Source organism: Haloactinomyces albus (assembly GCF_031458135.1).
Lineage (GTDB): Bacteria > Actinomycetota > Actinomycetes > Mycobacteriales > Pseudonocardiaceae > Haloactinomyces > Haloactinomyces albus.
On sequence record NZ_JAVDXW010000001.1, the window covers coordinates 1,927,368 to 1,939,835 of the forward strand.

At 67.1% G+C, this 12,468-nt stretch carries 14 protein-coding genes; 6 read left to right on the plus strand and 8 right to left on the minus strand.

Annotation, left to right across the window (positions count from 1 at the left end):
- Positions 1-13 precede the first annotated feature (13 nt).
- Positions 14-1,648, plus strand: a complete 1,635-nt coding sequence (locus JOF55_RS09045) for a polyamine aminopropyltransferase (RefSeq protein ID WP_310272457.1) — start codon at positions 14-16, stop codon at positions 1,646-1,648.
- Between the two features lie 82 nt (positions 1,649-1,730).
- Here JOF55_RS09045 and JOF55_RS09050 read toward each other — a convergent pair whose 3' ends face one another.
- The gene (locus JOF55_RS09050) at positions 1,731-2,831 is read right to left on the minus strand and encodes a LacI family DNA-binding transcriptional regulator (RefSeq protein ID WP_374727252.1); all 1,101 of its coding nucleotides are present in this window, start codon (positions 2,829-2,831) and stop codon (positions 1,731-1,733) included.
- A gap of 374 nt (positions 2,832-3,205) precedes the next feature.
- Between JOF55_RS09050 and JOF55_RS09055 the strand changes: the two genes are divergently transcribed.
- From JOF55_RS09055 to JOF55_RS09065, 3 genes are all read left to right on the plus strand, one after another.
- Positions 3,206-4,237 carry a metal ABC transporter solute-binding protein, Zn/Mn family gene (locus JOF55_RS09055; protein ID WP_310272462.1) on the plus strand — a complete coding sequence of 344 codons (1,032 nt, stop codon included), beginning with the start codon at positions 3,206-3,208 and terminating at the stop codon, positions 4,235-4,237.
- An 87-nt stretch (positions 4,238-4,324) separates the two neighbouring features.
- On the plus strand, positions 4,325-5,197 hold the full coding sequence (locus tag JOF55_RS09060; protein WP_310272464.1) for a metal ABC transporter ATP-binding protein: 873 nt from the start codon (positions 4,325-4,327) through the stop codon (positions 5,195-5,197).
- Positions 5,194-6,081, plus strand: coding sequence for a metal ABC transporter permease (locus tag JOF55_RS09065; RefSeq protein WP_310272465.1), 888 nt, complete (start codon positions 5,194-5,196; stop codon positions 6,079-6,081). The genes JOF55_RS09060 and JOF55_RS09065 overlap by 4 nt, the downstream gene beginning before the upstream one ends.
- Before the next feature lie 96 nt (positions 6,082-6,177).
- Here JOF55_RS09065 and JOF55_RS09070 read toward each other — a convergent pair whose 3' ends face one another.
- From JOF55_RS09070 to JOF55_RS09085, 4 genes are all read right to left on the minus strand, one after another.
- Positions 6,178-6,510: a putative quinol monooxygenase gene (locus JOF55_RS09070; protein WP_310272466.1), complete on the minus strand. Its 333-nt coding sequence runs from the start codon at positions 6,508-6,510 to the stop codon at positions 6,178-6,180.
- An 87-nt stretch (positions 6,511-6,597) separates the two neighbouring features.
- Positions 6,598-7,557 (minus strand): 23S rRNA (guanosine(2251)-2'-O)-methyltransferase RlmB, encoded by a 960-nt coding sequence (gene rlmB / locus JOF55_RS09075; protein WP_310272468.1) that lies wholly within the window; start codon positions 7,555-7,557, stop codon positions 6,598-6,600.
- 3 nt (positions 7,558-7,560) lie between these two features.
- The gene (gene cysS, locus JOF55_RS09080) at positions 7,561-8,955 is read right to left on the minus strand and encodes a cysteine--tRNA ligase (RefSeq protein ID WP_310272470.1); all 1,395 of its coding nucleotides are present in this window, start codon (positions 8,953-8,955) and stop codon (positions 7,561-7,563) included.
- A 51-nt stretch (positions 8,956-9,006) separates the two neighbouring features.
- Entirely contained in the window at positions 9,007-9,693 is a 687-nt protein-coding gene (locus tag JOF55_RS09085; protein WP_310272472.1) for an HAD family hydrolase, read from the minus strand.
- A gap of 118 nt (positions 9,694-9,811) precedes the next feature.
- Here JOF55_RS09085 and JOF55_RS09090 point away from each other — a divergent pair, with 118 nt between their 5' ends.
- Positions 9,812-10,132 (plus strand): type II toxin-antitoxin system Phd/YefM family antitoxin, encoded by a 321-nt coding sequence (locus tag JOF55_RS09090; protein WP_310272476.1) that lies wholly within the window; start codon positions 9,812-9,814, stop codon positions 10,130-10,132.
- Positions 10,129-10,527: a type II toxin-antitoxin system VapC family toxin gene (locus JOF55_RS09095; RefSeq protein WP_310272478.1), complete on the plus strand. Its 399-nt coding sequence runs from the start codon at positions 10,129-10,131 to the stop codon at positions 10,525-10,527. The genes JOF55_RS09090 and JOF55_RS09095 overlap by 4 nt, the downstream gene beginning before the upstream one ends.
- 46 nt (positions 10,528-10,573) lie before the next feature.
- On the opposite strand, the gene ispF is transcribed toward JOF55_RS09095, so the two are convergent.
- The 3 genes from ispF to JOF55_RS09110 are packed head-to-tail and all read right to left on the minus strand — an operon-like array spanning position 10,574 to position 12,264.
- Positions 10,574-11,059, minus strand: coding sequence for a 2-C-methyl-D-erythritol 2,4-cyclodiphosphate synthase (gene ispF / locus JOF55_RS09100; protein WP_310272481.1), 486 nt, complete (start codon positions 11,057-11,059; stop codon positions 10,574-10,576).
- Entirely contained in the window at positions 11,056-11,757 is a 702-nt protein-coding gene (gene ispD / locus JOF55_RS09105) for a 2-C-methyl-D-erythritol 4-phosphate cytidylyltransferase (protein WP_374727253.1), read from the minus strand. Before ispD ends, ispF begins: the two co-directional genes overlap by 4 nt.
- 18 nt (positions 11,758-11,775) lie before the next feature.
- A complete protein-coding gene (locus tag JOF55_RS09110; RefSeq protein WP_310272485.1) occupies positions 11,776-12,264 on the minus strand; it encodes a CarD family transcriptional regulator in 489 nt (162 codons plus the stop codon).
- Between the last annotated feature and the right edge of the window lie 204 nt (positions 12,265-12,468).

Sequence of the window (12,468 nt, forward strand, 5' to 3'; positions counted from 1 at the left end):
AACACTGCTCACCATGTCCACCAGCACTGACGCGGCAAGCGGCCACTCCTCCGACTCGGCAGAAGAGGTGAGCACCGAAGAGCGGTTCGAGCCGACCACCTCGACGCCCTCCGGACGCTTCGCCCGGGCAGCGGTGCTGGTGGCGGTGTTCATCTGCGCCGCCTGCGGTCTGGTGTACGAGCTCGCCCTGGTCGCGCTCGGCAGTTACCTGATCGGCGACACCGTCGGGCAGGCCTCGATCGTGCTGTCGCTGATGGTGTTCGCGATGGGGATCGGGGCGCTGGCCGCCAAACCCCTCCAGCGGTGGGCGGCCACCGCATTCGCCATCGTCGAGATCCTGCTGGCCCTGCTGGGCGGCCTCAGCGTGCTGGGACTCTACGCCGCGTTCGCCTGGTTGAGCCTGTACATGCCGGCGCTGATCGCCACGACACTGGTCCTGGGCACCCTGATCGGTGCCGAGATTCCGCTGCTGATGGTGCTGTTGCAGCGAATTCGGCAGCAAGAGGCGGGCTCCGCCGTCGCCGATCTGTTCGCCGCCGATTACGTCGGTGCGCTGATCGGCGGACTGGCATTTCCGTTCCTGCTGTTGCCGTGGTTCGGTCAGATCCAGGGGGCGCTGCTGGTCGGCATGCTCAACGCCGCCGCCGGCCTCGGTCTGGTGATCACGGTCTACCGACGCGAACTGACCAAGCGGGCCACGCTGTTGCTCGTCGTGGCCGCACTCCTGGCAGGAGGGACTCTGGGCGGGGCCTATGCATTCGCGGACACATTCGAGATGACCGCACGGCAGGCGTTGTACTCCGACCCCGTCGTGCACGCGCAACGCACCCAATACCAGGAAGTCGTGCTCACGCGGTCGACCTCGTTGTCGGGCAGGTCGGATACCCGGCTGTTTCTCAACGGGGATCTGCAGTTCAGCTCCGTGGACGAGCACCGCTACCACGAGGCGCTGGTACATCCGGCGATGGCAGGCGAGCACTCACGGGTGCTGATCCTCGGCGGCGGCGACGGGCTCGCCCTGCGCGAGGTTCTGCGGTATCCCGACGTCGAGCAGGTCACGCTGGTCGAGATGGACCCGGCGGTGCTGGAACTCGCCCGCACGGATCCGCGGTTGACCACGCTGAACAAGCATGCTTTCGAGGATCCGCGGGTGACGGCGATCGCGGCGGATGCGTTCAGCTGGCTGCGGGACAACGAGCAACGCTACGACGTCGTGCTGGTCGACATGCCCGATCCGGACTCGACCGCGACGGCCAAGCTGTACTCGGCGGAGTTCTACGCCCTGCTACGCCACGCGATGGCCGACGGAGCACGAGTCACCGTGCAGTCGGGCTCACCCTATTTCGCACCGAAGGCCTTCTGGTGCATCGAGACGACGATGCGCCGCTCGGGTCTGGCCACGGTGCCGTATTCGGTATCGGTGCCCAGCTTCGGGCAGTGGGGCTTTCAGCTGGCCCGGAAGGGCACGTCACCTCCCGCGTTGCGGCTGCCGACGAACGCGCCCCCGTTGCGCTCGTTGGATCCGGCCACCCTGCGAGCGGCGACGATATTTCCACCGGACCGGGACCGGATCCCGGGGCTGGAGGTCTCCACCCTCATGCACCCGACGATCCTGGAATACTCCCGGGGCGCATGGCAGAACTACTGAGCCACGTCCAGCACCGGTGGACGTGGCTCCGGCGAACGCGGTTTTTGCAGTTTCGCGCGAAACTGCAAAAACCACCGCAGTGTCAGGGGCCGAACCACCGTTCCTCGATGGAGCGGGGTGGTGCCGCTGTCGACCCCGTCACCAGCTGTGTCTCCAGCCGAACCTCCCGCGGACGTCCCGGCTCGCCGGTGTCCAGCAGGAGCCGCCCGGCTGCCCGTCCCTTCTCCAGCACCGGCTGGCGCACCGTGGTCAACCCGGCCCGTTCGGCATCCACGATGCCGTCGAAGCCGGTGACCGTCAGGTCCTCGGGGACTCGGCTTCCCCGATTTCGGGCCGCGTTCAACGCACCCAGCGCCAGGATGTCCGAGGTGCATATGATCGCCGTGACCTCCGGGGTGCTCTCCAGAAGCTGGCTTGCGGCCGACTCGCCCGACGAGACCGTGTGGTCGAAACGTTCGATGACGGGCACCTGCTCCCAGTCCACCCCGACTTCGCGGAAAGCTTCGGCCAGCGCGGCCAACCGTCTCCGCTGGACATGGAAGCTCGCGTTTTCCTGCCGCTGCGTCGAGGCGGGCCCGTCATTACGCGCACGGGCCAGCCGCATACACAGCACTCCGATCTTGCGATGCCCGAGTTCGATCAGGTGCTCGGCCATGAGCTTGATGGCATGCGCGTCGTCGATACCGACGCGGTCGAGATTGTCGATACTCGGCTGGTCGCACACCACCACCGGCACCGGGCGTTCCATCACCGCTGCCAGGTGTGGATCGTCATCGGGGACCGAATAGACGACGAAACCATCGACACCCGCGCGGTGCACCGAGGCCACTTCCTCACGTTCCGGATTCGCCGGAACGAGTAACAAACCACTGCCCGCGTCCTCACAGGCCAGTGAAAGCCCTTCCAGAAAGCCCAGCGCGGCGGGATCGCGGAACGCATAGGAGAGGTTCTCCGTGAGCAGGAGACCGACAGCCCCTGCCTTGCGCGTCCGCAGGGACCGCGCCACCGGGTCAGGACCCGGATACCCGAGTCTGCGGGCCGTATCGAGCACCCGCTTGCGCAGCTCGGGGGAGAGCTGATCCGGCCGGTTGTATGCATTCGACACCGTCGTCCGGGAAACCCCCAGCTCCGCTGCGAGCGAAGCGAGGGTCGCGGGTCGCCGCGCGTTCATTGACCGCACCATGCAGGAACCGTAACGGTTCAGAAGGCCCGGGTGAAGGATGAATGACACAGATCCCATGCTCGACCGCAAGAGTGGCCGTCCACGACCGAGGCGAATGGCCCGGTACTTACCCGAAAGTACCACCCGGCCCGGCGGTCCTGTTTCTCACGGGACAACCGGCACGCCCGTCCCGGTTCGGCCGATCTCACCACCGCCTGCGTTCTCCCGGTACGGACGGGGTGCACAGCGCACGTCGTGGGCCGTACTGCCGGAGCCTCTAACTCGATCGGGTGGAAAACCGGTACGTTCGGCGCGTAGACTCCAATCGACAATGATTACCATTACCGATCAGCGCCCGCCTTCGCCCGGCGCGATCCTCCCGATGAGGAGTACACGTGAACACCGTCCGTAATCGGCGCGTTCGCCGCAGCAGAGGTGCTGCCGTGCTGGCCGGGCTCACCGCAGTGGCCCTGGTGATGACCGCATGCGGTACGGGCGAAGCCCCGGAGATGTCCCGGGGCGCCGAAGAGGAGCTGACGGTGGTCACTTCCACGAGCATGTGGGGCAGCGTCGCGCGCGCCGTTGGCGGCAACTCCGTCGAGGTCGAATCCATCATCGACAACGCCGAAGCCGATCCGCATTCCTACGAGGGCACACCGCGCGATGCCGCGGCGATCAGCGACGCCGAACTCGTGGTGTTCAACGGAGGTGGCTTCGACTCCTTCGTCCAGCAGATCCTGTCCGCCACCGGCGACGGGAGCAAACCGGTCGTGGAGGCATTCCGGATCGCCGACGAAAACGAGCAGCACCACGGCGGGGCCGCCACCGAGAACGAACACCATTCCGGTCACGAGCACGGGTCTATCGGCCATGTCCCCGGGCACGGACACCATTCCTCCGCCAACGAGCACGTCTGGTACGACCTGGGCACCGTCGGCGAGGTCGCCGACCGGATCGCCGACGAGCTGGCCCGGATCCGGCCGGAAAAGGCCCACACCTTCCACGCCGCGGCAGCCGAGTTCAACGCCGAGGTCCACCGTCTGGACGAGCGCCTCGCACACATCGCGGCGAATCACCGGGGCGAGAAAGTCATCACCACGGCCCCGGTCGCCGACCTGCTCGTCGAGCGGGCCGAACTGGACGACATCACGCCGCCGTCCTTCGTTCAAGCCGCCGAGTCGGGCAGCGACCCCTCGGCGGTATCGGTCGCCGAAATCCAGGATCTCGTGGACTCGCGGCGAGCCGCCGTGTTGATCCACAACCCACAGACCGCCTCACCACTGACCGAACGACTCCGCCACCGGGCACAGCGCAACGGGATACCGGTGGTCCCCATGACCGGAACACTGCCCGTGCACAGCACCTACACGGAATGGATGCGCAGCCAGATCTCGGACCTGCAGAACGCTCTCGTCAAGAACTCCTGACAGAACCCCGACATGCACCCCGATCGAGGCCATCCCGACCGAGGAATCCCGACAGCAACCGATCCAGACAGGAACCGCTGACCCGCCATGACAGTGCAATCCGAGCAATCCGAAGAAGCCGGAGTGCCGCACTCCGACACGCAGCACCACTCCCCTCCGGCCGTCCGGCTGCGCGGGGCCCGTCTCTCCTACGGCCCCCGCACACTCTGGGACGGCCTGGATCTCGACATCGCGCCGGGCGAGTTTCTCGCGATTCTGGGCCCGAACGGATCGGGCAAGACGAGCCTGCTGCGCGTGCTGCTCGGACTGCAGCCGTTGACCGCGGGCACGGTCGAGGTGGCGGGCGCTCCCGCGCACCGCGGTACCAGCAGGGTCGGATACATCCCGCAGCAGCGTGCCCTGGAGGCCACTCTGACACTGCGCGGCAGCGATCTGGTCGGCCTCGGCTTGGACGGCCATCACTGGGGAATCGGAATCCGGCAGCGCACCGAGCGCAGGCGCCGGGTTCGGCAGGCTCTCCGAGCCGTCGAGGCCACCGGATACGCGAAAACGCCTCTCGGTCTGCTCTCCGGCGGTGAGCAGCAGCGTCTCCGTGTCGCGCAGGCCCTGGTCAGCGATCCCGATGTGCTGCTGTGTGACGAACCGCTGCTGTCACTGGACATTTCCCACCAGCGCCGGGTGAGTCGGCTGATCGCGCAGCAGGCACGCGAATCGCAGGCCGCCGTCCTGTTCGTCACGCACGAGATCAACCCCGTGCTGCCGCTGGTCGACCGGGTCCTCTACCTGGTCGACGGGCGGTTCCGGATCGGTACTCCCGACGAGGTGATGAACTCGGCGACGTTGTCCGAGTTGTACGGGACCGACATCGAGGTGGCCCGTGTCGGCGGCCGACTCGTCGTCGCCGGTGCCGAATCCGACCACGGGCAGGATCACCACATCCACGGAGGAGAACACGCATGAACCGGCTGCTCGAAGCTCTGGGGAGCATGTTCGACTTCGGCATCACGGTGGACCTGCTCGGCTATTCCTTCGTCCAACAGGCGCTGCTCGCCGCGGCGGCGCTCGGACTCGTCTCCGGCGTACTCGCACCCCTGGTGGTCACCCGCAAGATGTCCTTCGCCGTGCACGGCACGGCAGAACTCGCATTCACCGGTGCCGCCGCCGCACTCCTGCTCGGCGTCGGTGTCGGGGCGGGGGCACTGGTGGGAGCGATCGTGGCAGCGCTCCTGCTGGGGCTGCTCGGCCAGCACAGCACCGAACGGGACTCGGTGATCGGTGCGATCCTGTCGTTCGGGCTCGGTATCGGTGTGCTGCTGCTGTGGATGAACCCGGAGCGCACCGCGAACAAGTTCAGTCTGCTGGTGGGGCAGATCGTCGGCGTCGACTCGGCGGACGTGCTCCTGCTGACCGTGTGCGCGGCGCTGGTGCTCGTGGCGATGATGTTCCTCTACCGGCCGCTGCTGTTCGCCAGCGTCGACCCGGACGTCGCAGCGGCTCGCGGCGTGCCCGCCCGCATCCTGGCGCCGGTGTTTTCCCTGCTGGTCGGTGTGGCGACCGCACTGGGCGTCCATGTCGTCGGTGCCTTGCTGGTCATGGCGCTGATGGTGACTCCGGGAGCAGCCGCGGCCAGGGTGACGGCGAACCCGGTCGCGGCGACGGTGCTGGCGGTGGTCTTCGCCGAGACCGCCGTGCTGGGCGGGATCGTGCTGTCCTTGGCACCGGGAGTGCCGGTGAGTGCTTTCGTCACGATCATCTCGTTCGTCATCTACCTGGTGTGCCGCGGAATCGGCTCGGTCCGCCTTCGGCACTTCAGCCACCGGGAGCCGGTGGCTGCCACAGAGTGACGGAATCGGGCTCCGGCCGCGGACAACGGGAAGCACGGGAGCGGAAACGGCCCCGGTGAGTGGTTCGCCGGTCGGCGAACCACTCACCGGGAGAGGTCAGCTCTGCCGGGGAACCGCCATCTCACCGAGTTCGGACCAGTCATCCTGCGGGACGGTCGTGTTGACGACCCGCGGTGTCTCGGCAAGGTGCGGCGGCAGCGTCCGCTGGGCCTCCTTGAAATGATCGGACTGCACGTGCGCAGCCCCGGCCTCCTCATCGCGGAACGCCTCGACCAGCACGTACTCCGTCGAGTCCGTGACGCTGCGGGACCACTCGAACCACAGGCATCCCGGCTCGCTGCGGGTGGCCCGCGTGAACTCGTCGGCGATCTCGATCCACCGGTCGGCGTACTCGGGCAGCACGCGGAACTTCGCCGTAATGAAAATCATGGTTCCCTCCCGGTCGGTTGATCCTGTCCGGCCCCCGGAGCACCGTACTCCCACGATCTTTTCGTGAGAGCCGGCCTTCCGCGAGAGTCAGCGCAGACGACGTCTGCGGGCCACCTCGGAGAGCACCACCCCTGCGGCGACCGACGCGTTCAGCGACTCGACGCCCCCGGCCATCGGGATGGACACCGCCTGATCACAGGTCTGGCGAACCAGCCGAGACAGTCCGCGCCCTTCGGATCCGACCACGACCACCAGTGGCTCGGTGGCGAGTTCGAGATCGTCGGAATCGACGTCGGAATCCGCATCCAACCCGACAACCATCAGGCCTTGCGACTTCAGGTCCTTCAGCGAGCGGTTCAGATTGGTGGCCCTGGCCACCGGAATCCTGGCCGCGGCACCGGCACTCGTGCGCCAGGCGACCGCCGTCATTCCGGCGCTGCGACGCTGCGGAAGCAGCACACCATGGGCTCCGAAAGCCGCCGCGGAGCGCACCACCGCACCGAGATTGCGCGGGTCCGTCACCCCGTCGAGCGCCACCAGCAGCGGCGTCGTCCCGGAATTGTGGGCCTTGGTGAGCACGTCCTCCGGATGCGCGTAGTCGTACGGCGGCACCTGTAGCGCCATCCCCTGGTGCAGGGCCCCACCGGTCATCCGGTCGAGTTCACCACGCTGTACTTCCACCACGGAGATCCCGCGGTCGGCCGCCCGCTCGACGGCCTCGGTCACACGCTCGTCGGTGTCGATGCCCAACGCCACGTACAGTCCGGTGGCGGGAACACCCGCCCGGATGCACTCGGTGACCGGGTTGCGTCCGGCCACCAACTCGGGTGCGGTCTCGGCGGCCTTGCGGCGTTTCTGCTGCTGTTGCTCGGTCTGCTTCCGCGCGTCGGCGCGCTTCTTGGCGGGATGGGTGACCCGGTTCTCCGCCTTCGGCGTGGGACCCTTGCCCTGCAGCCCCTTGCGCCGCTGACCGCCGGAACCGACCACCATGCCCTTCTTGGTGCCCTGTTTACGCACCGCTCCACGGCGCTTGTCGTTGCCCGCCACGTGCTATCCGTCCTTCAATGTCCACATCGGACCGTCAGGGGTGTCCTCGACGGTGACGCCGGCGTCCTGGAGCCGATCCCGCACCAGGTCCGCGGTGGCGAAGTCACGTTCGGCGCGGGCCTTCTGGCGCTGTTCCAGCAGATTGTCCACCAGGTGTGCCAACGCGTGGTGAGCCGTGTCTCCGGCGGCAGCCTCGTCGGCCCACTGCTCGGACAACGGGTCCAGCCCGAACACGTCGGTCATCGTGCGTACCGACGCCGCCGCTCCCCGCGCGGTCGCATCGTCACCCTCGTCCAGTGCCGTGTTGCCCTCGCGCAGCACGTTGTGCACGGCGGCGATGGCCTGCGGCGTGGACAGGTCGTCGTCCATCGCCGCAGCGAACTCCTGGCACACCGTCCCATATCCGAGACTGCCGGTGCGCTGTACCACGCGCCGGAGGAACGACTCGATGCGCCGGTAGGTCGCGCTCGCCTCGTCCATCCCCGCGTCGGAGAACTCCACCGTGGACCGGTAGTGCGGGGTGACCAGGTAGTACCGCAACTCGACAGGGCGGATCCGCTGCAGCAGCGACTCGATCAGCAGGGTGTTGCCCAGTGACTTCGACATCTTCTCGCCACTGGCCGTCACCCAGGCGTTGTGCATCCAGTACTGCGCGAAACCGTCGCCCGCCGCAACCGACTGGGCACGTTCGTTCTCGTGGTGCGGGAACACCAGGTCCAGCCCGCCCCCGTGGATATCGAACTCGCTGCCCAGGTAAGTGGTGGCCATCGCCGAGCACTCCAGATGCCAGCCCGGCCTACCCGCGCCCCACGGGGTTGGCCAACTCGGCTCGCCCGGTTTGGCCGCCTTCCACAACGTGAAGTCACGCGGGTCCCGCTTGCCTGCCACCGAGCTTTCGCCCTCCTGCACCTCGTCGGGACGCTGACCGGACAGGCGCCCGTACTGCTCGGCGAACGAGGCGACCGAGAAGTACACATCGCCGCCTGCGGCGTAGGCGTGTCCCCGCCCGATCAACCGAGCGATCAGCTCGACCATCTGCGTGATGTGCCCGGTGGCGCGCGGCGTCGCCGACGGTGGCAGGCACCCCAGGCGGTCATAGGCGCGCTCGAACGCGCGCTCGTGGGTGGCGGCCCATTCCCACCAGGGTCGTCCGGCTTCGGCGGCCTTGGTGAGGATCTTGTCCTCGATGTCGGTGACATTGCGGACCAAGCGCACGTCATAGCCGCTGTGCTGCAGCCAGCGCCGGAGCACGTCGAAGTTCAGCCCACTGCGCACGTGGCCGACGTGCGGGGGACCCTGAACCGTGGCACCACAGACATAGATCGACGCCACGCCATCGCGGCGCGGGTGGAACTCGCGCGTTGTCCGGGTCGCGGTGTCATGCAGGTGCAGGCTCACACTGCGATGGTACGGGTGCGCCTCGGCACGATGTCGGGTCCGTCCCGCGGGTCACATCCGAACGTCATGAGTGGCCAGTGCCGACAGCAGCGCATCCGGCCGCTCGGAGACCGGCAGCGGGTCGACGATGGCCACTCCACAGCCGACCTCGGCGGCCCCACCATCGGCCTCCGCACTGTCGCCGACCATGAGAGCCTGCTCGGGATCCACCTCCAGCCGCTCGCAGGTGCGCAGGAACAGCTTCGGGTCGGGTTTGATCACACCCTCGACGTAGGACATCACGACCTCGTCGATCAGCTCGGCCACGCCCAGGCGCTCGAAGGCCGGACGAATGTCGAAGGCGATGTTGCTGATCACGGCGATCCGGATGCCCGCGGCATACAGGCGGCGCAGCACCTCGGCGGTGTCGGGGTAGGGGGTCCAACAGTCCGGATCGACCAGCCGCCCGTACAGTCCCTCGGCCTGCCGTTCGGTAACCCCGGAACGGCGCAACACCTCGAGGTAGACCTTGCGGTGCAACCGGGGATCGAGATCCCGGCGCTCCCAGGCGTCCTGGTACTCGTCGGGCAGGTCGGCGATCTGCCCCACCGGAGCGGTCATCCGACGCATCAGCTCGGCCTGCTCCTGGGGGTCCCACGCGTAGCCGAAGTCGTCGGTGAGGTCGTTGAACCAGGAATCGTCCTGTTCGAGGCGGAAAAGGGTTCCGGAAAAGTCGAAGAGCACGGCGCGCACGGTCACGCCGCCACGGTACGTGGCACGAGCCTCGCCGTTGCGGTCACTGCGGTGAAACTCACTCGGAAAAGAGCGCACGTTCGAGCGTTGACCGGCTGTGCTCCATTGGCGCTACAGTTGTGCTATGCAGACCATCGGACAGCGTGAACTACGCAACGACAATGCGGAGATCGTCCGCCGCGTCGAAGCGGGCGAGAGCTTCACCGTCACCCGCAACGGGGAGCCGGTCGCGGATATCGTGCCGCACCGTCCCTCCACCAAACGACGCGCGGTACCCACCGCAGAGATCGCCGACATGTTCGCTCGGACACCGGTCGACGCCGAATCCTGGAAACGCGACATCGCCGAGATGGACGTGTGGTTCGACGAGGATGACGATATCGCGGATCCCTGGGAACGAGAGGCACACAAGAAGGCCGAGCGGGAAAACCGGGACGGTTCATGACCTATTATTCGACGTCCTTGCTGGACACATCGGTTGTTATCGATTTTCCCGCCGAAGCTGTGAACGAGCATGCCGCTACCCACTCGATCTCGTCTGTCACGTTGGCCGAGCTGGCTTACGGGATGCATGCGCCCGACATTGTCGAAACCAGCCGGCGACAGGAGCGGTTTGTTCGAGTGCGTTCGACCTTCGACATCCTGCCGTTCGACGAGCACTGCGCGCATCTCTACGGCGCCTTGTCCAGTCTGGTCCGTAAGATCGGCCGTGCTCCGAAGCCACGCAGAATGGATCTGCTGATCGCGGCCGTGGCCGGGACGAACCAGCTTCCGCTCCTCACGCGGAACCCGAAGGACTTCGTCGGCCTGGAAACCGCCGTGAAGGTGATCGGGGTTTGATCGCTTCCCCGATTGCCGAGCAACCGCCTACCGGCCGACCTGCCGATCAGGCCGTCGAGGCCACCAAGGCGGTCGCGACGGCGGCGATGCCTTCACCGCGCCCGGTGATACCCAGGCCATCACTGGTCGTGCCGGAGATCGAAACCGGAGCGTCGAGGGCCTCGGACAGTATCCGCTGCGCCTCGTCACGGCGAGTGCCGATCCGGGGAGCATTGCCGATCATCTGCACCGACGCGTTTCCGATACGGAATCCGGCCGCCGTGGCCCGGATACGCACCTCCCCGAGGAAGTCCACACCGTGCGCCCCCGACCAGCGCCGGTCGTCGGTACCGAAGAGGCCGCCCAGATCACCCAACCCCGCCGCGGCCAGAACGGCATCACACACCGCATGTGCGACCACGTCGCCATCCGAATGGCCTGCGCAACCATCGAGACCGGGCCAGTACAGTCCCGCCACCCAGCATTCGCGTCCCGCTCGCACCGGGTGCACGTCCACCCCTTGGCCCACGCGAGGGAGTTCGGTGCCGCTCATGAGTGCTCGCTTTCGGGTACCGATGCGGCCAGCACCGACTCCGCGATGGCCAAGTCGAATGCCGTTGTGATCTTCAGGGCATGCGAGTGACCGGGTACGGTATCCACCTGCCTGCCGATGCGCTCGACGAGCCCGGCGTCATCGGTGGCCGCATCCCCTGCCGCCGCGTAAGCCGCACGCAAGGTCTCCGGGGTGAATCCCTGCGGCGTCTGCACGGTCCGCAGCCGAGAACGATCCACCGTCGTGGTCACCCGGCCCTCGGGATCAACCTGCTTGACCGTGTCGGCGACCGGGAGCACCGGCACCACAGCATCCGCACCGCTGCGCACGGCACGCACCACCGCGCGGATCACGGAAGCGGGCGTGAAGGCACGGGCAGCATCGTGCACGAGGACGACGTCCGCCTCCGGCGCCACCCGCCCGGACTCGGTCAGCGCACGCCGCACCGAGTCCGTACGCTGCGCCCCACCGGGCACCACATGCACCGAGGCTCCGGTGGAGCCGAGTGCCGCGTCGACATCCTCGACGGCACCGGATGGTGCGGCGACGACAACATGGTTCACCCACCCCGAATCCAGCAGGCCACGGACAGCATGCAGCAACAGCGGCTCGCCCAGCACCGGTACCAAGGCCTTGGGCATTCCGAAGCCCAGTCGCTCTCCGCGTCCCGCCGCGGGGACAAGCGCCACCACGTCCACGTTTTCGATTCGCGCCGATCAGACCGTCGTCGCGAGGACCTCGTCCAGCAGACTTTCCGCCTTGCCTTCGTCGGTGCCCTCCGCCAGCGCAAGTTCGCTGACCAGGATCTGCCGAGCCTTGGCCAGCATGCGTTTCTCACCTGCGGACAGGCCACGATCCTGCTCGCGCCGCCAGAGGTCGCGCACCACTTCGGCCACCTTGTTCACATCGCCCGAGGCGAGCTTTTCCAGGTTGGCCTTGTACCGCCGGGACCAGTTCGTTGGTTCCTCGGTATGGGAAGAACGCAGCACGTCGAAAACGTAATCAAGTCCCTCCTGGCCGACGACGTCCCGGACTCCGACATGCTCGGCATTGTCAGCGGGAACGCGCACGGTCAGGTCGCCCTGCGCGACCCGAAGGACGAGGTACTGCTTTTCCTCACCCTTGATCACGCGAGTCTCGATTGCTTCGATGAGCGCTGCGCCGTGATGCGGGTAGACGACGGTCTCTCCGACCTTGAAAACCATGTGTCCTCTGCCCCTTTCGCTACGCCTTACTCTAGCATGGCCGACAATGCGATCTCGAGTGGCTCTCCTCTTCGTCGCAGGTCAGACGGCGGAGTAGGGGTTGACAAACCAACGACGCCGTGCAAGAGATGCGGTGCGCCCACCGATGCTCAGCCTCGCCGCGCCACCGGTTCGACCACCTCGCCGACCTCCCCTTTTGTTCTC

What these genes read in the sequence shown, in the direction of transcription:
- JOF55_RS09060 (WP_310272464.1), top strand. Translation starts at nt 4,325, where the DNA reads ATGACAGTGCAATCCGAGCAATCCGAAGAAGCCGGAGTGCCGCACTCC.
- JOF55_RS09110 (WP_310272485.1), bottom strand. Translation starts at nt 12,264, where the DNA reads ATGGTTTTCAAGGTCGGAGAGACCGTCGTCTACCCGCATCACGGCGCA.
- JOF55_RS09045 (WP_310272457.1), top strand. Translation starts at nt 14, where the DNA reads ATGTCCACCAGCACTGACGCGGCAAGCGGCCACTCCTCCGACTCGGCA.
- JOF55_RS09095 (WP_310272478.1), top strand. Translation starts at nt 10,129, where the DNA reads ATGACCTATTATTCGACGTCCTTGCTGGACACATCGGTTGTTATCGAT.
- JOF55_RS09065 (WP_310272465.1), top strand. Translation starts at nt 5,194, where the DNA reads ATGAACCGGCTGCTCGAAGCTCTGGGGAGCATGTTCGACTTCGGCATC.
- JOF55_RS09050 (WP_374727252.1), bottom strand. Translation starts at nt 2,831, where the DNA reads ATGGTGCGGTCAATGAACGCGCGGCGACCCGCGACCCTCGCTTCGCTC.
- ispF (WP_310272481.1), bottom strand. Translation starts at nt 11,059, where the DNA reads ATGAGCGGCACCGAACTCCCTCGCGTGGGCCAAGGGGTGGACGTGCAC.
- JOF55_RS09070 (WP_310272466.1), bottom strand. Translation starts at nt 6,510, where the DNA reads ATGATTTTCATTACGGCGAAGTTCCGCGTGCTGCCCGAGTACGCCGAC.
- JOF55_RS09090 (WP_310272476.1), top strand. Translation starts at nt 9,812, where the DNA reads ATGCAGACCATCGGACAGCGTGAACTACGCAACGACAATGCGGAGATC.